At 72.6% G+C, this 20094-nt stretch carries 14 protein-coding genes; 6 read left to right on the forward strand and 8 right to left on the reverse strand.

The features are described from left to right. The first annotated feature begins 96 nt into the window (after nucleotides 1-96). From DDQ41_RS26040 to DDQ41_RS26055, 4 genes are all read left to right on the forward strand, one after another. Nucleotides 97-885, forward strand: coding sequence for an ATP-binding cassette domain-containing protein (locus DDQ41_RS26040; protein WP_109296642.1), 789 nt, complete (start codon nucleotides 97-99; stop codon nucleotides 883-885). Further along, entirely contained in the window at nucleotides 882-2186 is a 1305-nt protein-coding gene (locus tag DDQ41_RS26045; protein WP_109296643.1) for a sugar ABC transporter permease, read from the forward strand. The genes DDQ41_RS26040 and DDQ41_RS26045 overlap by 4 nt, the downstream gene beginning before the upstream one ends. Nucleotides 2187-2432: 246 nt before the next feature. Then, on the forward strand, nucleotides 2433-4409 hold the full coding sequence (gene dxs, locus DDQ41_RS26050) for a 1-deoxy-D-xylulose-5-phosphate synthase (protein ID WP_109297952.1): 1977 nt from the start codon (nucleotides 2433-2435) through the stop codon (nucleotides 4407-4409). Between the two features lie 164 nt (nucleotides 4410-4573). Next, nucleotides 4574-6085 (forward strand): amino acid permease, encoded by a 1512-nt coding sequence (locus tag DDQ41_RS26055; RefSeq protein WP_109296644.1) that lies wholly within the window; start codon nucleotides 4574-4576, stop codon nucleotides 6083-6085. Nucleotides 6086-6827: 742 nt separating this feature from the next. Here DDQ41_RS26055 and DDQ41_RS26060 read toward each other — a convergent pair. Next, on the reverse strand, nucleotides 6828-7199 hold the full coding sequence (locus DDQ41_RS26060; RefSeq protein WP_109296645.1) for a PIN domain-containing protein: 372 nt from the start codon (nucleotides 7197-7199) through the stop codon (nucleotides 6828-6830). Between the two features lie 172 nt (nucleotides 7200-7371). Between DDQ41_RS26060 and DDQ41_RS26065 the strand changes: the two genes are divergently transcribed. Then, the gene (locus tag DDQ41_RS26065) at nucleotides 7372-8481 is read left to right on the forward strand and encodes a hypothetical protein (protein ID WP_109297953.1); all 1110 of its coding nucleotides are present in this window, start codon (nucleotides 7372-7374) and stop codon (nucleotides 8479-8481) included. Nucleotides 8482-8763: 282 nt separating this feature from the next. Here DDQ41_RS26065 and DDQ41_RS26070 read toward each other — a convergent pair whose 3' ends face one another. The 5 genes from DDQ41_RS26070 to DDQ41_RS26090 all read right to left on the reverse strand — a co-directional run bounded on the left by DDQ41_RS26070 (nucleotide 8764) and on the right by DDQ41_RS26090 (nucleotide 16092). Continuing rightward, the gene (locus DDQ41_RS26070) at nucleotides 8764-10893 is read right to left on the reverse strand and encodes a 3-hydroxyacyl-CoA dehydrogenase NAD-binding domain-containing protein (protein WP_109296646.1); all 2130 of its coding nucleotides are present in this window, start codon (nucleotides 10891-10893) and stop codon (nucleotides 8764-8766) included. Between the two features lie 73 nt (nucleotides 10894-10966). Further along, the gene (locus DDQ41_RS26075) at nucleotides 10967-12193 is read right to left on the reverse strand and encodes a thiolase family protein (protein WP_109296647.1); all 1227 of its coding nucleotides are present in this window, start codon (nucleotides 12191-12193) and stop codon (nucleotides 10967-10969) included. Between the two features lie 711 nt (nucleotides 12194-12904). Next, entirely contained in the window at nucleotides 12905-14188 is a 1284-nt protein-coding gene (locus DDQ41_RS26080; protein WP_109296648.1) for an HRDC domain-containing protein, read from the reverse strand. Between the two features lie 82 nt (nucleotides 14189-14270). After that, nucleotides 14271-14933 (reverse strand): helix-turn-helix transcriptional regulator, encoded by a 663-nt coding sequence (locus DDQ41_RS26085; RefSeq protein WP_109296649.1) that lies wholly within the window; start codon nucleotides 14931-14933, stop codon nucleotides 14271-14273. A 481-nt stretch (nucleotides 14934-15414) separates the two neighbouring features. Continuing rightward, nucleotides 15415-16092, reverse strand: coding sequence for a DUF3000 domain-containing protein (locus DDQ41_RS26090; RefSeq protein WP_109296650.1), 678 nt, complete (start codon nucleotides 16090-16092; stop codon nucleotides 15415-15417). A 90-nt stretch (nucleotides 16093-16182) separates the two neighbouring features. Between DDQ41_RS26090 and hemE the strand changes: the two genes are divergently transcribed. Continuing rightward, nucleotides 16183-17295, forward strand: a complete 1113-nt coding sequence (gene hemE / locus DDQ41_RS26095) for a uroporphyrinogen decarboxylase (protein ID WP_109296651.1) — start codon at nucleotides 16183-16185, stop codon at nucleotides 17293-17295. Nucleotides 17296-17463: 168 nt separating this feature from the next. Here the strand turns inward: hemE and DDQ41_RS26100 are convergent, their stop codons facing one another. Further along, a complete protein-coding gene (locus DDQ41_RS26100; protein ID WP_109296652.1) occupies nucleotides 17464-18867 on the reverse strand; it encodes an FAD-dependent oxidoreductase in 1404 nt (467 codons plus the stop codon). A gap of 28 nt (nucleotides 18868-18895) precedes the next feature. Next, nucleotides 18896-19912, reverse strand: a complete 1017-nt coding sequence (locus DDQ41_RS26105) for a DUF4349 domain-containing protein (protein WP_109296653.1) — start codon at nucleotides 19910-19912, stop codon at nucleotides 18896-18898. Nucleotides 19913-20094: the final 182 nt, after the last annotated feature.

Consider the following 20094-nt stretch of genomic DNA (forward strand, 5'->3'; position numbering starts at 1 on the left):
GGGGGTGGGGCACCGGGCAGAAACGCTTCTTCCAGCTGCTCAACCTTCCGCGCCACCCCTGCGGCGCGGCATCCCGCCGGTCAGGCGGCGAAGGAGATGGTTCACGTGTCCGCTACGCCCGTGCTGGCGTTGCGCGGGGTCTCCAAGCGGTTCGGTGCCGTTCAGGCGCTCACCGACGTAGAGCTTGAGGTCCACGCCGGTGAGGTGGTCGCCCTGGTGGGCGACAACGGCGCCGGAAAGTCCACGCTGGTCAAGACGATCGCCGGCGTGCACCCCATCGACGAGGGCGTCGTCGAGTGGGAGGGCAGGGCCGTGTCGATCGGCAAGCCCCACGACGCCCAGAACCTGGGCATCGCGACCGTCTACCAGGACCTCGCGCTGTGCGACAACATCGACGTCGTCGGCAACCTGTACCTCGGCCGGGAACTCCGCAAGCGAGGCGTCCTCGACGAGGTCGAGATGGAGCGCCGCTCCCGCGAACTGCTGAGCACGCTGTCCATCCGCATCCCCAGCGTCCGGATCCCGATCGCCTCGCTGTCCGGCGGCCAGCGGCAGACCGTGGCCATCGCCCGCTCGATGCTCGGCTCCCCCAAGCTGGTCATCCTCGACGAGCCCACCGCGGCCCTCGGCGTCGAGCAGACCGCGCAGGTGCTCGACCTGGTCGAGCGGCTGCGCGAGCGCGGCCACGCCGTCATCCTCATCAGCCACAACATGGCCGACGTGAAGGCCGTCGCCGACACGGTGGCGGTGCTCCGGCTCGGCCGGAACAACGGCGTCTTCGACGTCAAGGCCACCTCTCAGGAAGAGATCATCTCCGCCATCACCGGCGCCACGGACAACGCCGTGACCCGTCGTGCGGCGCGCACCTCGGAGGCGCAGAAGTGAGCATCGACAAGACCCCGGCACCCGCCGGCGGCCGCCACCGGGTGGGCACCCCGGAAGCCGCGCCCACCGCGCACACCGCGCCCACCGCGGTCGACCCCCGGCTCCTGGTGCGCGAGCAGGGCATCGGCGGCTACATCGCGGAGTTCAAGCGCAAGCTCCACGCCGGCGACCTGGGCTCCATCCCGGTCGTCATCGGCCTGGTCCTGATCTGCGCGATCTTCCAGAGCCTGAACTCCCAGTTCCTCTCCGCGCAGAACCTCAGCAACATCGCCGTCACCATGGTCGCCACCGGCATGATGGCCGTCGGCATCATCTTCGTGCTGCTGCTCGGCGAGATCGACCTGTCGGTCGGCGCGGTCAGCGGTGTGTCCGGCGCGATCGTGGCCGTGCTCAGCGTCACCCACGGGATGAACGAGTGGCTGTCCGTACTGGCCGCCGTGGCCGGCGGCGCGGTCATCGGAGCCCTCCACGGCTTCTTCTTCGCCCGCATCGGCGCCCCCGCCTTCGCCGTCACCCTGGCCGGCCTGCTGTTCTGGCAGGGCTTCATGCTCCAGCTCCTCGGCTCCCAGGGCACCATCAACCTGGACGGCGACGGCATCGTGGCCAAGCTGACCACGTACTACTTCTCCGACGTGGCCGCCGCCTACGGACTCGCCGGACTGGCCGTCGCCGTGTTCTTCGTCTCGGCCTCCACCGACGCCCGCCGCCGCCGGGCGGCCGGCATCCCGTCCCGGCCGCTCGGCGACATCGTGCTCCGCACGGTGCTGCTCGCCGCCGTGTCCTTCGCCGCCGCGTACATGTTCAACCAGTACAAGGGCCTGCCGCTGGCCCTGGTGCTGTTCCTGGCGGTCCTGGTGACCACCGACTTCGTCCTGCGGCGCACCGCCTACGGACGCAAGGTCTTCGCCCTCGGCGGCAGCGTCGAGGCCGCCCGGCGCGCCGGCATCAACGTCACCGCGGTGCGGATCTCGGTCTTCGCCATCGCCGGCACCTTCGCGGCCGTCGGCGGCCTCTTCTGGGCCTCCAAGATCGCCGCCGCCAACCAGAGCGCGGGCGCCGGCGAGCTGCTGATGAACGTCATCGCGGCGGCCGTCATCGGCGGCACCAGCCTCTTCGGCGGCCGCGGCCGCACCTGGAACGCGCTGCTCGGCGTCATGGTGATCGTCTCGATCCAGTACGGGCTCGCGCTGGAGGGCATCGCCACCCCCATCCAGTTCATGATCACCGGTGGGGTGCTCCTCGCCACCGTCGTGATCGACTCGGTCACGCGCAAGACGCAGAAGACCGCCGGCCGCGCGTAGCGGCCACCCACGGGCGGTGCCCGGCGCCGGAACCGGCGCCGGGCACCGCCGCGTCTCACCCCCCGAGGGGCGGGCAGCCGTACGCAAGGGCCCCGTGTCGTCCGATGGGGTGACGCGGAACGCACCGCCCGATGACAGCCGCCGGGAGCGGAACATTAGACTCGGCGAAATCGGCAAGCTCGACCAGCTCGAACGCAAGGAGGCACGGTGACGCAGCCGCGCGTAGCGCGTCGTTCAGATGTGGCGGTGGGCGACGGGTGGGAGCTGCTTACCCGTATCAGGGGACCACGTGACCTGGACCGGCTCAGTCCGGAGGAACTCGACGGGCTGGCCGCGGAGATCCGCGGCTTCCTGGTGGACGCCGTCTCCAAGACCGGCGGCCACCTCGGCCCCAACCTCGGCGTGGTCGAGCTGACCATCGCCCTGCACCGGGTCTTCGACTCGCCGAAGGACAGGGTCCTCTTCGACACCGGCCACCAGAGCTACGTGCACAAGCTGCTCACCGGCCGGCAGGACTTCTCCAGGCTCCGGGCCAGGGGCGGCCTGTCCGGCTACCCCTCACGCGCCGAGTCCGAGCACGACGTCATCGAGAACTCCCACGCCTCGACCGTCCTCGGCTGGGCGGACGGCCTGGCCAAGGCCAACGAGGTGCTGGGGAAGGACGACCACGTCGTCGCCGTCATCGGTGACGGCGCCCTCACCGGCGGCATGGCCTGGGAGGCGCTGAACAACATCGCCGACGCCAAGGACCGCCCGCTCGTCATCGTCGTCAACGACAACGAGCGCTCCTACGCCCCCACCATCGGCGGCCTCGCCAACCACCTGGCCACCCTGCGCACCACCGACGGCTACGAGCGCTTCCTCGCCCGCGGCAAGGACATCCTGGAGCGCACCCCCGTCGTCGGCAGGCCCCTCTACGAGACCCTGCACGGCGCCAAGAAGGGCCTGAAGGACTTCATCGCCCCGCAGGGCATGTTCGAGGACCTCGGCCTGAAGTACGTCGGCCCCATCGACGGCCACGACATCGAGGCCATGGAGTCCGCGCTGACCCGCGCCAAGCGGTTCGGCGGTCCGGTCATCGTCCACTGCCTCACCGAGAAGGGCCGCGGCTACCAGCACGCGGAGCAGGACGAGGCCGACCGCTTCCACGGCATCGGCCCGATCCACCCCGACACCGGTCTGCCGGTGAAGACCGCCGCGGCCAGCTGGACCTCCGTCTTCGGCGACGAGATGGTCAAGCTGGGCCGGGAGCGCGAGGACGTCGTCGCCATCACCGCGGCGATGCTCCAGCCCGTCGGCCTGAAGAAGTTCGCCGAGACCTTCCCCGAGCGCGTGTTCGACGTCGGTATCGCCGAGCAGCACGCGGCGACCTCGGCGGCCGGACTCGCCACCGGCGGACTCCACCCGGTGTTCGCCGTCTACGCCACGTTCCTCAACCGCGCCTTCGACCAGGTGCTGATGGACGTCGCCCTGCACGGGTGCGGAGTCACCTTCGTACTGGACCGGGCCGGTGTCACCGGCGACGACGGCGCCTCCCACAACGGCATGTGGGACATGTCGATCCTCCAGGTCGTCCCCACCCTGCGGATGGCCGCACCACGCGACGCCGAGCAGCTGCGCGCCCAGCTCCGCGAGGCCGTCCAGGTCGACGACGCGCCCACCGTGGTCCGCTACTCCAAGGGCGTGGTCGGCCCCGCCGTCCCGGCCGTCCGCCGCGTCGGCGGCATGGACGTCCTGCGGGAGCCCGGCACCGTCCCCGACGGCCCCCCGGGCATGTCGGGCATGGGAGGCACCCCCGGACCCGACGTCCTCCTCGTCTCGGTCGGCGCGCTCGCGCCGATGTGCCTGGAGATCGCCGGCCTCCTCGACAAGCAGGGCATCTCCACCACCGTCGTCGACCCCCGCTGGGTCAAGCCGGTCGACGAGGCCCTCCCCGCGCTCGCCGCCGAGCACCGCGTCGTCGTCACCGTCGAGGACAACGGCCGCGTCGGCGGGGTCGGCTCCGCCGTCGCCCAGGCGCTGCGCGACGCCGGGGTCGACCTGCCGCTGCGCGACTTCGGCATCCCGCCGCGCTTCCTCGACCACGCCTCCCGCAAGGAGGTCATGGCCGAGATCGGGCTGACCGCGCCGGACATCGCCCGCCAGGTCACCGGCCTCGTCGCCAAGTTGGACGGCCGCCTCGACGACGAGCCCAGCAGGGCCGCCGCGCCCGCACGGGACTGATCCTCGCGCCGTCCGGCGCACCCACCGGCAGAGAGATTGGACCGGTCGGAGTACCCAGGGAGGTATCCGGCCGGTCCTTTCGTGTGAAACGCCCTCCGTGGGCGGGCGACGCACTGCACCCCTCTCGATCATGGGTTGACGGCCATGGGTACGGAGGTACGCCGGTGAGCACACAGCAGCAGCCCCCCAGGAGTACCGGAGCGTTCCGGACCAAGACGGTCGAGCAGTCGATCCGGGACACGGAGGAGCCGGAGCACGCGCTCAGGAAGTCGCTCTCCGCCTGGGACCTGACCGTCTTCGGTGTCGGCGTCATCATCGGCACCGGCATCTTCGTGCTGACGGGCATCGCCGCCAGGGAGAACGCCGGCCCCGCCACCGCCCTGTCCTTCGTCGCCGCCGGCATCGTCTGCGCCCTCGCGGCGCTCTGCTACGCCGAGTTCGCCTCCACCGTGCCGGTGGCCGGCTCGGCGTACACCTTCTCCTACGCCTCGATCGGGGAACTCCCCGCCTGGATCATCGGCTGGGACCTGGTCCTCGAGTTCGCCCTCGGCACGGCGGTGGTGGCGGTCGGCTGGTCCGGATACGTACGCGCCCTCCTGGAGACCAACCTCGGCGTGACGATGCCGACGGCGCTCTCCGGGCCCGACGCGGGGGGCCACTTCGACCTGCTGGCCTTCCTGCTCATCCTGGCGCTCACCGCCGTACTCGTCATCGGCATGAAGCTGTCCGCCCGCATCACCGCGATCGTCGTCGCGATCAAGGTCACCGTGGTGCTGCTGGTCATCGTCGCGGGCGCCTTCTTCATCAAGGCGGAGAACTACACCCCCTTCATCCCCCCGGCACAGCCGCAGGAGACCGGCAGCGGCCTCTCGGCGCCGCTGGTCCAGCTGCTGTTCGGCTACGAGCCCACCAACTTCGGCGTCATGGGCATCTTCACCGCCGCCTCCATCGTCTTCTTCGCCTTCATCGGCTTCGACGTCGTCGCCACCGCCGCCGAGGAGACCAGGAACCCCCAGCGCGACATGCCCCGCGGAATCCTCGGCTCCCTGCTCATCTGCACCCTGCTGTACGTGGCCGTGACCCTCGTCGTCACCGGCATGCAGCGCTACACGGAGATGTCGGCGACCGCCCCGCTCGCCGACGCGTTCAAGGCCGTCGGCCAGCCCTTCTTCGCCGGCGCCATCAGCCTCGGCGCGGCCGTCGGACTCATCACCGTCTGCATGATCCTGCTGCTGGGCCAGACCAGGGTGTTCTTCGCCATGAGCCGCGACGGACTGCTGCCGCGCTTCTTCTCCATCACCCACCCGACGTTCCGCACACCCCACCGCGCGACCATCGTGCTCGGCGTGGTCATCGCCGTCATCGCGGGCTTCACCAGCCTCCAGGCGCTCGCCGCGCTGGTGAACATCGGCACACTCTTCGCCTTCGTCATCGTGGCGCTCGGCGTCATCGTCCTCCGCAACACCCGGCCCGACCTGCACCGCGCGTTCCGCACCCCCTGGGTACCGGTACTGCCCGCCCTGTCCATCGCCGCGTCCCTCTGGCTGATGCTGAACCTCCCCGCCGAGACCTGGCTGCGGTTCGCCGTCTGGATGGCGCTGGGCGTGGTCGTCTACTACCTCTACGGCCGCTCCCACAGCCGCCTCGGCAAACTGGGCAGGGGCGCCGATTTCTAGCCGGTGCCGCGTCAGGCGGCGTTCGCCCCGTCGCGACGCCCGGCACGGCGACTCGCAGCGCCGCCGAACCAACCGGGTAGGCCTGCTGCGAGGCCGATCCGGCGCCCTGTGATCCGGCGCCCTGTGATCCGCCGCACCGGACGCCGCTCCGCGCCGCTGCCGACGGGCGGACCCTGATTGACGCGGCACCAGCTCGTCCCGGAACCTTCCGCCCTCTAACGGCTGATTCCGGGTCGTACCGGGCTGTTCCCTATCGTTGGGTCCTACTGCCGCTCGTTCCGGCTCTCGTTCCGGCTCGTTCCGTGTTGTTCTGTGTTGTTCTGTGTTGTTCTGTGTTGTTCTGTGTTATTCTGCGTTGTTCTGCGTTGTTACGTTTTATTCCAGGCTATTCCGGGTCGGTCCGGCTCCGCTCCCCGCGGCCCGGCGACCGGCGGGCACGCGGCCCCGGCGGCCGGTCCGCCACCACCCCACACGGCCCCGCACGCCCCCGTGACGGGACATGGGGAGCCGAAGAGTGTGCGCGCACTTCCGTCGGAGCCGCCGCAGTTGCCGCAGCCATCGAGCTGCGCCCTCACACCCGCGACATCCCTCCGCACACGAGCCGGCCCGCGCCCGCGGACGGCCCCGCCCTGCCTCGGCGGCGCTGACGGGCGGCGCTGACGGGCGGCGGCTCCCGGCGGCGGGCGCCAACGGGCGCCAACGGGCGATGACGGGCGATGACGGGCGGACGCCGCTGACCGGGTCAGCGGCGGCGGACCGCACGCGGCCCCACGAACCCCGCACCCAGGGCCGCCACCCGCTCCCGCAGCCCCCGGTCGGCGGTGACCACGACAGCGGAACGGCCCGCGTTCTCCCGGACCAGCTCCACGATACGGTCGTCACCGCTTCCGGGGGCCTCCTCGACGCGTACGCCCGGGACCGCCCGGACCCCCCTCGCCCGGCCCTCGACGACCAGCACCACCTCGACCGGACCGGGGTGTCCGGGGATACCCTCCTCGGCGAGCGGAACCAGTCCGTCGCGCAACCGCTCGGCCGCGCCCCGGCGGTCACGCCACCAGCCGTCCGGTACCGAACCGACCACGTTCGCGCCATCGACGACAAGGAGGAGGACCATGGCGGAAGCGTGCCACAGGACCGCTCCGCGGCCGGGCGAACCGGGGATTCACCGGGTGTTATCGTCACGTGAATCACGCGGTTGCAAGGCGCTCGGGGAAGGTGGGCAACAGGCCATGTCATTGCGGTCTGCGCGGAGGTCGAAGCGTCGGATGGACACCGCCCCCGCACCCGTGGGCGCCGAAGGCAGGCAGCACCGGGCGTCCCGGGCGTCCGCCTCCCTGCCCGCCGACCCCTCGCTCCCGCCGACCGCCGGCTGGCTGCTGCGAGGCAGGGACGGACGGCTGTCCGCGTACACACCGGCCGCCGACGGCGTTCTGCGCTGGACCGAGAAGCGGCCGGGCGGTCCCGGATGGACCGGCCCCGAGCTGTTCCCCGCCCCTGGCGTCCTGCCCTATCTGGCCATCGCCCAGGGTGCGGACGGCTATGTGCAGCTGGTCGGGCTGCGGCGCACCCCGGTCGCCGGCGGCGAACTCGCCACGGACGTGGTGCAGGCCATCCAGTACCAGTCCGGACGCCCGTTGCGCGACTGGTACGCCCTCGGGACCCCGTACGCCCGGGACCGGGCCCTCGCGGCGACCATAGGGCTCCCCGCGGCCGTCGTGGACGCGGAGGGCTCCCTCCACGTCTTCGTGCGCAACGCGGGCGGCGGGGTGTGCGGCCGGGCGCAGGTACCGAACGGCAGATGGAACAAGTGGGCCGACCTCAAGGGCAGCGGGACGCTCGGTCTGCCCGCCGCGGCGGTCACCGACCGCGGGCTGATGGAGGTCCTCGCCCCGGCGGAGGACTCCGTGCTGCGGTGGGACCAGGAGACCCAGGGCGTGAAGTTCCGGCGCGCCGCCGACATCGCGTCCGCCGCCGCCGACGGCTCCGTCAGCTCGGAGCGCACCGGCCGCGAGCGGCTGACCCACTTCTGGCGCGACGCGGCCGCGGGCGCCGTCCACGCCTGGCGCGAGGGCATGGCCGCCCCCGCGAAGCTCGGCGGGGAGGGCGGCTCCGGGCCGGTCGCCGTGCTCCGGACACCGGTCGACGGCCAGGACTGCACGATCCTCGCGCAGCGCGGTGCCGACGGACGCCCGGCCCTCGCCTCGTACCCGACGGAGAAGGAGTCCGCCGCCCTCGACTGGGCACCCACCGGCGAGCCCTGCGTGGGCGCCCCGGCCCTCGCCGTCGACGGCACCGGCCTGGTCGTCCTCGCCGCCCTGGGCGCCGACGGCTCCCTGCGCGTGACCCGGCAGAAGTCCGACTCCGGTCTGGCGATGGAGGCGTGGACGCGGGTGTGACGCCGTACGGTGACACGCCCGGGCGTCCCCGGCCCGGCGGGACACCGCGGGCGGGCCGACCGCACGTGAACGGGCGGTACGGGATCCCTCCCGTACCGCCCGTTCACGTCTTCACGTCCTCACGTCTGACCGCCGAACCACCGGACCACCGGACCACCGGCCGGCCGGTGGTCCGGTGACTCGGCACCGGCCACCGGCGCATGTCGCAGGCCACCCGCAACCCGCCACCCGCAACACCTCGTACGCGTGGGACGCGGGTCGCCGGTCAGGCGGGTCGCACGGTCACGCGGGGACGCTCGCCACGCCCTGCGCCAGGAACCGCCTGCCGTTGACACGCTCGCTGACGCCCTCGCGGTCCAGGTACGGCGTGATGCCGCCCAGGTGGAACGGCCAGCCGGCGCCCGTGATCAGGCAGAGGTCGATGTCCTGAGCCTCGGCGACGACGCCCTCCTCCAGCATCAGCCCGATCTCCTGCGCCACCGCGTCCAGGACGCGGGCGCGGACCTGCTCCTCCGTCAGGACGCTGTCGCCCTGCTTCAGCAGCGCGGCGACCTCGGGGTCCAGCTCCGGCTTGCCGCTGTCGTAGACGTAGAAGCCGCGCTTGCCGGCCTCGACGACCGCCCTGAGGTTCGGGGACACCGTGAAGCGTTCCGGGAAGGCGCGGTTCAGCGTCTCGGACACGTGCAGACCGATCGCCGGGCCGACCAGCTCCAGCAGCACCAGCGGCGACATCGGCAGGCCGAGCGGTTCGATCGCCTTCTCCGCGGTGGCGACCGGGGTGCCCTCGTCGATGACGTTCTGGATCTCGCCCATGAAGCGGGTCAGGATCCGGTTCACCACGAACGCCGGTGCGTCCTTGGTGAGCACCGCGGTCTTCCTCAGCTTCTTGGCGACGGCGAAGGCCGTGGCCAGGGAGGCGTCGTCGGTCTGCTCGCCCCGGACGATCTCCAGCAGCGGGAGCACGGCGACCGGGTTGAAGAAGTGGAAGCCGACCACGCGCTCCGGGTGGCGGAGCTTCGATGCCATCTCCGACACCGACAGCGAGGAGGTGTTGGTGGCGAAGATCGCGTGCGCCGGGGCGACGGCCTCGACCTCGGCGAACACCTTCTGCTTGACCGTCATCTCCTCGAAGACGGCCTCGATGACGAAGTCCGCGTCCGCGAAGCCCTCGGCCTTGTCCAGGACACCGCTCACCAGCGCCTTGAGGCGGTTGGCCTTGTCCTGGTTGATGCGGCCCTTGCCCAGCAGCTTCTCGATCTCGGCGTGGACGTAGCCCACGCCCTTGTCGACGCGCTCCTGGTCGATGTCGGTGAGGACCACCGGCACCTCCAGGCGGCGCAGGAACAGCAGCGCCAGCTGGGAGGCCATCAGTCCGGCGCCGACGACACCGACCTTGGTGACCGGGCGGGCAAGCGACTTGTCCGGCGCGCCGGCGGGGCGCTTGCCGCGCTTCTGCACCAGGTTGAACGCGTAGATGCCGGACCGCAGTTCGCCGCCCATGATGAGGTCGGCCAGCGCGGTGTCCTCGGCGTCGAAGCCCTTCTGCAGGTCGCCGTCCTTGGCGGCCTCGATGATGTCGAGGGCCCGGTAGGCGGCCGGGGCGGCGCCGTGCACCTTGGAGTCGGCGATGAACCGGCCCCTGGCGACGGCCTGGTCCCAGGCCTCGCCGCGGTCGATCTCGGGGCGCTCCACCACGATCTCGCCCTTGAGGACGGACGCCGTCCAGATCAGCGACTGCTCCAGGAAGTCCGCGCCCTCGAAGATCGCGTCGGCGATGCCCAGCTCGTGCACCTGGACGCCCTTGAGCTGCTTGTTCTGGTTGAGCGAGTTCTCGATGATCACCGAGACGGCGCGGTCGGCCCCGATCAGGTTCGGCAGGATCGCGCAGCCGCCCCAGCCGGGCACCAGTCCGAGGAACACCTCGGGCAGCGAGAAGGCCGGCAGGGCCGACGAGACCGTGCGGTACGAGCAGTGCAGACCGACCTCGACACCGCCGCCCATCGCCGCGCCGTTGTAGTACGCGAACGTCGGCACGCCCAGCGAGGAGAGCCGCTTGAAGACGTCGTGGCCGCCCTTGCCGATGGCCAGCGCGTCCTCGTGCCGCTTGAGCAGCTCCACACCCTTGAGGTCGGCTCCGACGGCGAAGATGAACGGCTTGCCGGTGATTCCGGCGCCGACCACGGCGCCCTCCGACGCCTCCTTCTCGACCTGGTCGATCGCGGCGTTGAGGTTGGCCAGCGACTGCGGGCCGAACGTCGTCGGCTTGGTGTGGTCCAGGCCGTTGTCCAGCGTGATGAGGGCGAACCTGCCCGCGCCGCCGGGGAGGTCGAGGTGGCGTACGTGCGCCTGGGTGACGACCTCGTCCGGGAACAGCTCGGCCGCGCCCTTCAGCAGCTCAGCGGTGGTGCTCATGCCGCAACCTCGCTTCGCTCGGTGGGGCGTTCGCACATACTGCACCTCTCCGTGGTTCGCTCGCTGCGCTCGCTCACTTGTTGCCTCCGGCGTCCTTGTGGTGCGGGTTCTCCCAGATGACGGTGGCGCCCATGCCGAAGCCGACGCACATCGTGGTGAGGCCGTAGCGGACCTCCGGCTGCTCCTCGAACTGCCGCGCCAGCTGCGTCATCAGACGCACGCCGGACGAGGCCAGCGGGTGGCCGAAGGCGATGGCGCCGCCGTACTGGTTGACGCGGGCGTCGTCGTCGGCGATGCCGTAGTGGTCGAGGAAGGCGAGCACCTGGACGGCGAAAGCCTCGTTGATCTCGAACAGGCCGATGTCCCCGATGGACAGCCCCGCCTGGGCGAGGGCCTTCTCCGTCGCCGGGATCGGGCCGTAGCCCATGACCTCGGGCTCGACTCCCGCGAAGGAGTACGACACCAGGCGCATCTTCACCGGGAGGCCGTTCTCGCGGGCGAAGTCCTCGGAGGCGATCAGCGAGGCGGTGGCGCCGTCGTTGAGACCGGCGGCGTTGCCCGCGGTGACCCTGCCGTGGACGCGGAACGGCGTCTTCAGACCCTGGAGGTTCTCCAGCGTGGTGCCCGGGCGCATCGGCTCGTCGGCGGTGACCAGACCCCAGCCGGTCTCACCGGCCTCCGGGTTGGTGCGGCGCACCGAGACCGGCACCAGGTCCTGCTGGATCCTGCCGTTGGCGTACGCCTTGGCGGCCTTCTCCTGCGAGCGGACGGCGTACTCGTCGGCGCGCTGCTTGGTGATGTGCGGGTAGCGGTCGTGCAGGTTCTCCGCGGTCATACCCATGAAGAGGGCCGACTCGTCGACGAGCTTCTCCGACACGAAGCGCGGATTGGGGTCCACGCCCTCGCCCATCGGGTGGCGGCCCATGTGCTCGACGCCGCCGGCGACGGCGACGTCGTACGCACCGAAGGCGACGCTGCCCGCGACCGTGGTGACGGCGGTCAGCGCGCCGGCGCACATGCGGTCGATGGAGTAGCCCGGGACGGACTGCGGCAGACCCGCGAGGATGCCGGCGGTGCGGCCGATCGTCAGACCCTGGTCGCCGATCTGGGTGGTCGCCGCGATGGCGACCTCGTCGATCCTCGCGGGGTCGAGGTCCGGGTTGCGGCGCAGCAGCTCCCGGATGGCCTTCACGACGAGATCGTCGGCACGGGTCTCGTGGTAGATGCCCTTCGGGCCCGCCTTGCCGAACGGGGTGCGGACGCCGTCGACGAAGACGACGTCCCTGACGGTACGAGGCACGATGGCTCTCCTCCAGGGTGCGGGATGGCACTGCTGCGTGACACGCGGCTAAGCGTGCGCTTGCTACCCTCATGCTACTTGCGGGTAACAGGGTTGCCCACCCCTCGTCGCGGGAGCGGTGAACGTCACACCCCACACGGTCGCGCCTGCCCGCCGCGCGGGGCTCCCGCCACGCCGACGCCTCCGTCGGCGGACACCGCTACCCTGCGCCCCACCCTTGCCCCGCAGCCCCGCAGCCCCGCAGCCCCGCAGCCCCGCAGCCCCGCAGCCCCGCAGTGCCGCGCCGCGTCGGAGCGTTCGCTCCCGGTCGGCTGGCCTTCGGGTGTCGGGTCCCGGTGTGCGGCGTTCGGTGTCGCGGTGCTCGGCGGAAACGTGCCTCGGTTCTAACAGATGACAGATTTCGATATCTGTTATCTGTCATCCGGTATCTGCTATCCGGCACCTGTCGTCTGCTGTCCGTCGTCTGATGTCTACGGGCCGGTGCCCAGTGCCCCAGTGCTCCAGTGCCCCAGTGTCAGGCGGCTGACGTCGGGCTTGCCCCTCGAGCGGCGACGCATACGTCTGCGGTCCGACGACCGACGACCGACGTTCCGACGACCCGACGTCCGCGGTCCGACCTCGGACGTTCGGCCCGCCGTACCCGCCACGCCCCGAGCACGCCCGGCGTCCGGGGGATACGCCGGGCAGCCGGCACCACCCGCGGGCAGTGCGTCAGGGAGTCGCCCGCAGCGCCCTCGTCAGCAGGGGCGTCACCTGTTCGACCTGCCAGGGCCGGGCCCCCAGTGCGGTCAGCACGGAAACGACCGCCTCCGGGCCCGGTTCCGCCGGCGGCTCCCAGCACAGGCGCCGCACGGTGTCCGGTGTGATCAGGTTCTCCTGGGGCAGGTTCAGCCGCTCCGCCAGTACGGACACCGCCGCACGAGCCGCGGACAACCGCGCCGCCGCGGCCGGGTCCTTGTCCGCCCAGGATCGCGGCGGAGGGGGTCCGGTCACCGGCTGGCCCGGCTGCGGTAGCTCCCCTTCCGGCAGCGCCAGCGCGCGGTCCACCGCAGCCTGCCACTGCTCCAGCTGCCGCCGGCCCGCGCGGTGCCCGAACCCCGGCAGGGTCGTCAACGCGTGCACGTTCTGCGGGAGCGCGAGCGCCGCCTCGATGATCGCCGCGTCCCCGAGCACCTTGCCCGGGGACACGTCGCGGCGCTGGGCCACCTTGTCGCGGGCCGTCCACAGCTCCCGTACGACGGCCATCTGACGGCGGCGGCGCACCTTGTGCATGCCCGAGGTGCGCCGCCAGGGGTCCTTGCGCGGGGCGGCGGGTGGGGCCGAGGCGATGGCGTCGAACTCCTGCCGCGCCCACTCCAGCTTCCCCTGCCGGTCCAGTTCCTTCTCCAGCGCGTCCCGCAGGTCGACGAGCAGTTCGACGTCGAGTGCCGCGTACCTGAGCCAGGGCTCCGGGAGGGGGCGGGTCGACCAGTCCACCGCCGAGTGCCCCTTCTCCAGGGCGTAGCCGAGCACCGACTCGACCATGGCGCCCAGGCCCACCCGGGCGAAGCCCGCGAGCCGCCCGGCCAGCTCGGTGTCGAAGAGCCTGGTCGGCAGCATGCCTATTTCGCGCAGGCACGGGAGGTCCTGGGTGGCGGCGTGCAGGATCCACTCGCTGCCGGCGACGGCGTCGCCGAGGGCGGAGAGGTCGGGGCATCCGACGGGGTCGACGAGCGCTGTGCCGGCACCCTGGCGGCGCAGCTGGACGAGGTACGCGCGCTGTCCGTACCGGTAGCCGGAGGCGCGTTCGGCGTCGACGGCGACGGGACCGGAGCCGGCGGCGAAGGCGGCGACGACGGACTCCAGTCCGCCGGGCGTGGAGACCACCGGAGGGACGCCCTCCCGCGGCTCCAGCAGGGGGATCGGCGCCGCCTCGGCGGTGACGCCGCCGTCCGGGGGGCCGCCCCCGGTGGTGCGCAGGTCCGGCTCTGCTGCGGTCTCTTGGGCGTCGGTCACCTGTCAAGGGTATCCGTCAACGGCAAGCGCCCGTCGACGGAACGTTCCGTCGACGGGCGCTGGTCCGGTGTAAAGGCGGGGCTCAGTGGATGATGCCGGTGCGCAGCGCCACGGCCACCATCCCCGCGCGGTCGCCGGTGCCGAGCTTGCGTGCGATGCGGGCCAGGTGGCTCTTGACCGTCAGCGCGGACAGGCCCATCGAGACGCCGATCGCCTTGTTCGACTGCCCCTCCGCGACCAGCCGGAGCACCTCCACCTCGCGGCCCGACAGTTCGCGGTAGCCGCCCGGGTGGCTCGGGGCGCCGGGGGGACGGCGGTGCAGCCGGGCGGCCGCGGCGCCGATCGGGGCGGCCCCGGGGCGGCCGGGGTGGCCGAGGTTGGTGCGGGTGCCGGTCACGACGTAGCCCTTCACCCCACCGGCCAGGGCGTTGCGGACGGCGCCGATGTCGTCGGCGGCGGAGAGGGCGAGGCCGTTGGGCCAGCCTGCGGCTCGGGTCTCGGACAGCAGGGTCAGTCCGCTGCCGTCGGGCAGGTGGACGTCGGCCACGCAGATGTCGCGCGGGTTGCCGACGCGGGGGCGGGCCTCCGCGATGGACGACGCCTCGATGACATCACGCACCCCGAGCGCCCACAGGTGGCGGGTGACGGTGGAGCGGACGCGCGGGTCGGCCACGACGACCATGGCCGTCGGCTTGTTCGGGCGGTAGGCGACCAGGCTTGCGGGCTGCTCGAGGAGAACGGACACCAGGCCTCCTGGGAAGGTGGGGGACGGAGCCGGCTCGGGGATGAAGCCGGGGCGGAGCGTGCTTGCTGGGTCACCACCTCTTCGGCAGCAAACCTGGTCGCCTTTAGAGAAAGATCACGATTTAGTGAGTAACAATTGCGGCAATTAGGACGCGTGAGCGATCATGCTGCGATCCCGTCCGGACATCCCTGCCCGCTCCACGACCCCTCTCCTGAACTCGGCCGCACGCGCTTCACCTCACCCGCCGTCGTGGGCCCCGGGGCGATCGGGCCGGGCGACGCGGACCGCAGTCCGGCGCCGGTCCGCGTTTCTCCACCCCACCCCCCACCACCCGAGCCGACCCCACCACCCGCGCCGCCCGTTCCGTACTCCCCGCGCGTCCCTGCCACGCGGGCCCAGCGGTTCCGCGGCGCTCCCCACCCCGCGGCGCGGGCCCCGGGACGAGGCGGGGAGACAGCCGGGCGGGGCGATGGCGATGCGGCTAGGGCGCGTGCGGGCCCCGGCGCTGGGGCAGGGTGACGACGCCCGCCGCCGCGCCGCCGGAGTCGCCCGCGGGTCCCGCGGGCGGGAGGCCGCCGACCTGGCACAGCAGGTCGCACCACGCCCCGAAGTGCGCCGCGGTGTCCGGGGCGCCGTCGCCGCCCTCGCGCGGGGTCCACGAGGCCCGGATCTCGATCTGTGTCGCGGGACGCCGGTCCGCGAGTCCTCCGAAGTAGTGAGAACCCGCCCGGGTGACCGTGCCGCTCGGCTCCCCGTACGAGAGGTTTCGCGCCTCCAGCGCGCCGGTCAGCCACGACCAGCACACCTCGGGCAGCAGCGGGTCCGCCGCCATCTCCGGCTCGAGTTCGGCGCGCACCAGAGTCACCAGCCGGAACGTCCCCTGCCAGGCGTCGTGACCCGCCGGGTCGTGCAGCAGGACGAGCCGCCCGTCCGCCAGGTCCTCCCCGTCGTCGACGACCGCCGCCTCCAGCGCGTACGCGTGCGGTGCGAGGCGCTGCGGCGGCCTGGCCGGGTCCACCTCGATCCCGGGACGCGGCCGTGCCGCGCGCAGCGCGTCGACCGCGAGCCGGAACGCCCGCGGCGAGGAGCCCCGCCCGGAGCCGTCCGTGCCCTCGGCGCCGTCGGATGGATCGGAGAACTGTCCCTGAGCCGCAGCCATGCGGGGAAGAGTAGGCGGAACCCGGGCCCGGCGCAGGGAGAGACACCCACCCGCGCATGCTCCCTGCCCGTACATGCGAAGATTCTGCGCGTGAGCGCCAACGACCTCCCCCCGGCTCGGAGCACCTCCCCCGCCGGGGGCGCCCCGTCCGCGGGCCAGCAGCCGACGACCGACGCCCTGCGGGATTCCGCGTTCCTCCGGGCGTGCCGACGCGAACCCGTGCCCCACACCCCGGTGTGGTTCATGCGGCAGGCGGGCCGCTCGCTGCCCGAGTACCTGAAGGTGCGCGAGGGCGTCCCCATGCTGGAGTCGTGCATGCGGCCCGAACTCGTCACCGAGATCACGCTCCAGCCGGTGCGCCGCCACAAGGTCGACGCGGCGATCTACTTCAGCGACATCGTCGTGCCGCTGAAGGCCATCGGTATCGACCTCGACATCAAGCCCGGCGTCGGCCCGGTCGTCGCCGAACCGGTGCGCCGCCGCGAGGACCTCGCCCGGCTGCGCGACCTCACCCCCGAGGACGTCTCGTACGTCACCGAGGCGATCGGGATGCTCACCGGTGAACTCGGCGCGACACCGCTCATCGGCTTCGCCGGCGCCCCCTTCACCCTCGCCAGCTACCTCGTCGAGGGCGGGCCGTCCCGCAACCACGAGCACACCAAGGCACTCATGTACGGCGACCCGCAGCTGTGGGCCGACCTGCTCGGCCGGCTCGCCGGGATCACCGCGGCCTTCCTGAAGGTGCAGATCGAGGCCGGGGCCTCCGCCGTGCAGCTCTTCGACTCCTGGGTCGGCGCGCTGTCCCCCGCCGACTACCGCCGCTCGGTCATGCCCGCCTCCGCGAGGGTGTTCGCCGAGGTCGAGGGGTACGGCGTGCCGCGTATCCACTTCGGCGTCGGAACGGGCGAGCTGCTCGGCCTGATGGGCGAGGCCGGCGCGGACGTCGTCGGCGTCGACTGGCGCGTACCGCTCGACGAGGCGGCCCGCAGGGTCGGGCCCGGCCGGGCGCTCCAGGGCAACCTGGACCCGGCGGTGCTGTTCTCCACCCCGGAGGCCGTCGAGGCCAAGACCCGCGAGGTCCTGGACGCGGCGCGCGGCCTGGAGGGGCACGTCTTCAACCTCGGACACGGTGTGCTGCCCACCACCGACCCGGACGCCCTGACCCGCCTCACGGACTACGTCCACACCCGTACGGCACGCTGACCGCCGGGGCGGTCGCCCCGGCGGCCGCGCTTCGTCACCACCCGCCCGCGGGCGGCGCCGCACGGTGCCGTCGCAAGGCGCCGCCGGGGGGCGGTCGTACCGCCCCCCCCGGCGGCAGACGGTCGTACCGCCCTTCGGCGGCGCCGCGCGATACCGCCCGCAGGACCCTCAGCCGGCCTGCGCCACCGCGGCCGTCGCCTTGCGCGCCGCGACCAGCACCGGATCCCAGACGGGGGAGAACGGCGGGGCGTAGCCCAGGTCCAGGGCCGTCATCCGCTCCACCGTCATCCCGGCGGTGAGCGCGACCGCCGCGACGTCCACGCGCTTGCCCGCGCCCTCGCGCCCCACGATCTGGACCCCGAGGAGCCGGCCCGTACGCCGCTCGGCGAGCATCTTGACCGTCATCGGGGCCGCGCCCGGGTAGTAGCCCGCACGGCTGGTCGACTCGACCGTGACCGACACGAAGCGCAGGCCCACCGCGCGGGCCTCCTTCTCGAGCAGGCCCGTTCGGGCGATCTCCAGGTCGCAGACCTTGCTGACCGCGGTCCCCACCACTCCCGGGAAGGTGGCGTAGCCGCCGCCGGCGCCCGCGCCGATGATCTGGCCGTGCTTGTTGGCGTGGGTGCCGAGGGGGATGTGCCGCTCGCGACCGGAGACCAGGTCGAGGACCTCGACGCAGTCGCCGCCCGCCCAGATGTTCTCGTACCCGCGCACCCGCATCGACAGGTCGGTGAGCAGACCTCCGTACGTACCGACCGGGAGCCCCGCCGCCCGCGCCAGCGCCGTCTCGGGTTCGACGCCGATGCCGAGCACCACCACGTCCGCCGGGAACTCCCGGCCCTCCGTGGCGACCCCGCGCACCCTCCCGTCCGGCAGCCCGGGCACGGGAGACGCACCCGCCCCCGGATCCGTGAGGATCCCGGTGACCTCCGCGCCGTTCACGGTGGTGATGCCCATGCCCTCCATCGCCTCGTGCACCAGGCGGCCCATGTCGGGATCGAGCGTCGCCATGGGCTGCTCGCCCCGGTTGACGACGGTGACCTCGAAACCGTGCTTCAGCAGCGCCTCGGCCATCTCCACACCGATGTAGCCCGCGCCCACCACCACCGCACGGCGGCCCTCCAGCCCCGCGAGGGTGTCCAGCAGGGCCTGCCCGTCGTCGAGGGTCTGCACGCCGTGCACGCCCGGCGCGTCGATCCCGGGCAGCCCCGGCCGCACGGGCCGGGCCCCGGTGGCGACGACCAGCTTGTCGTAGCCCGTCCAGGACTCCGCGCCCGACTCCAGGTCACGGCACCTGACCCGCTGCCCCGGGACATCGATCTCGACGACCTCCGTGCGCATGCGCAGATCGATTCCGCGTCTCCGGTGCTCCTGGGGTGAGCGTGCGACGAGTTGCTCGCGGTGCCGCACGTCGCCGCCGACCCAGTACGGAATGCCGCACGCCGAGTACGACGCGAAGTGCGACCGCTCGAAGGCCACGATCTCCAGCTCTCCGGGACCTCTGAGCCTGCGCGCCTGCGAGGCGGCGGACATCCCCGCCGCGTCACCGCCGATGACCACCATGCGCTCCATACGGAACACGCTACGTGGGAGCGGCCGTTCAGTCCTGCCCGGAGCCCTGCCCGCGGTTCTGCGCGGACTGTACGGGGTTCTGCCCGGGGCTCTGCTCGGACTGCCCGGGGTCCTGCGACGGTGAGATGCCGGAGCCCCGGGCTGCGCGCTGCGTCCGCAGCGGCCGGACCACCCACCGCCACACCGCGTACAGCAGGGCGAGCGCCGCGCCGAACGGGAACGCCGCGGCCACCACCGCGGCCACCCACCGCGCGGTCGACGCCAGCGCGCCCCAGCCGCCGGACAGCGCGTCCAGGAAGCCCGGGGCGCCCTCCTCATCCGGCTGTTCCCGCTGCCCGGGCTCGGACAGCCGCAGTGTGATCGTCGCCATCGACGTCCGGTCCTCCAGCGACGCCTGGCGGGCCAGCAGGGACTCCAACTCCGCCTGACGCCTGCTCAGCTCGCCCTCCAGCGTGACCACATCGGACAGCCTCGTCGCCCGGTCCATCAGCGCCCGCACCCGTGCCACGCTCGCACGCTGCGTCGCGACCCGGCTCTCCACGTCGACGACCTGGTCGGTGACGTCCTTGGCGTCGGCCTTGCGGGACAGCAGCTCCCCGGCGCCCGAGAGCCGGGCGAGGACCGCCGCGTACCGGTCCTGCGGCACCCGCAGCACCACCGTGGACTCGACGCGGGCCTCGTCGACCCGCTCCGTGGACTCGTCGGCGACATGCCCGCCGGCCTGCTCGACCGCGGTACGGGCCTGGGCGAGCGCGCGGGCGGCGTCCTTCACCTCCACGGCCAGCTCGGCGGTCCTGATGACATGTGCCGCGGGCAGGCGCTGCGTCCCACCGTCGTCGGGCGCGCCGTCGTCGGGCGCGCCGGCTCTCGCGCCGGCGGCTCCGGCCGAGGCGTCGGCGGCGGATCCGGGGGCGGCGGCCGTCGCGGCCTCGCCTCCGGCGGCCCGGTCGGCGGTCGAGGCGGATCCGTCGTCGGAGGCGCCGCAGCCGGCGAGTGAGAGTGAGACGACGAGTAGCGCCGCCGCCGGCCTGTGCCGTGCACGCATGGTGGTCCCCCCAGGGGAATGCGATGGGTTTCGGTGCCGGTTTCGACGTGCGGCCGCCGAACGGGGTTGCCCCGTCAGGTTCCGAGGCGGTCACGGTAGGGACTCGATTGGGGACGCCGAGCCACCGTGCGCTGCGCCGCCGACCGCGGACCACGGACCGCCGACCGCCGACCGCGGACCAC

This window comes from Streptomyces spongiicola (assembly GCF_003122365.1).
In the GTDB taxonomy this organism is placed as follows: Bacteria; Actinomycetota; Actinomycetes; order Streptomycetales; family Streptomycetaceae; genus Streptomyces; species Streptomyces spongiicola.

What these genes read in the sequence shown, in the direction of transcription:
- DDQ41_RS26040 (WP_109296642.1), top strand. Translation starts at nt 97, where the DNA reads ATGGTTCACGTGTCCGCTACGCCCGTGCTGGCGTTGCGCGGGGTCTCC.
- DDQ41_RS26060 (WP_109296645.1), bottom strand. Translation starts at nt 7,199, where the DNA reads ATGGTCCTCCTCCTTGTCGTCGATGGCGCGAACGTGGTCGGTTCGGTA.
- DDQ41_RS26070 (WP_109296646.1), bottom strand. Translation starts at nt 10,893, where the DNA reads ATGAGCACCACCGCTGAGCTGCTGAAGGGCGCGGCCGAGCTGTTCCCG.
- DDQ41_RS26090 (WP_109296650.1), bottom strand. Translation starts at nt 16,092, where the DNA reads ATGGCTGCGGCTCAGGGACAGTTCTCCGATCCATCCGACGGCGCCGAG.
- DDQ41_RS26100 (WP_109296652.1), bottom strand. Translation starts at nt 18,867, where the DNA reads ATGGAGCGCATGGTGGTCATCGGCGGTGACGCGGCGGGGATGTCCGCC.
- DDQ41_RS26105 (WP_109296653.1), bottom strand. Translation starts at nt 19,912, where the DNA reads ATGCGTGCACGGCACAGGCCGGCGGCGGCGCTACTCGTCGTCTCACTC.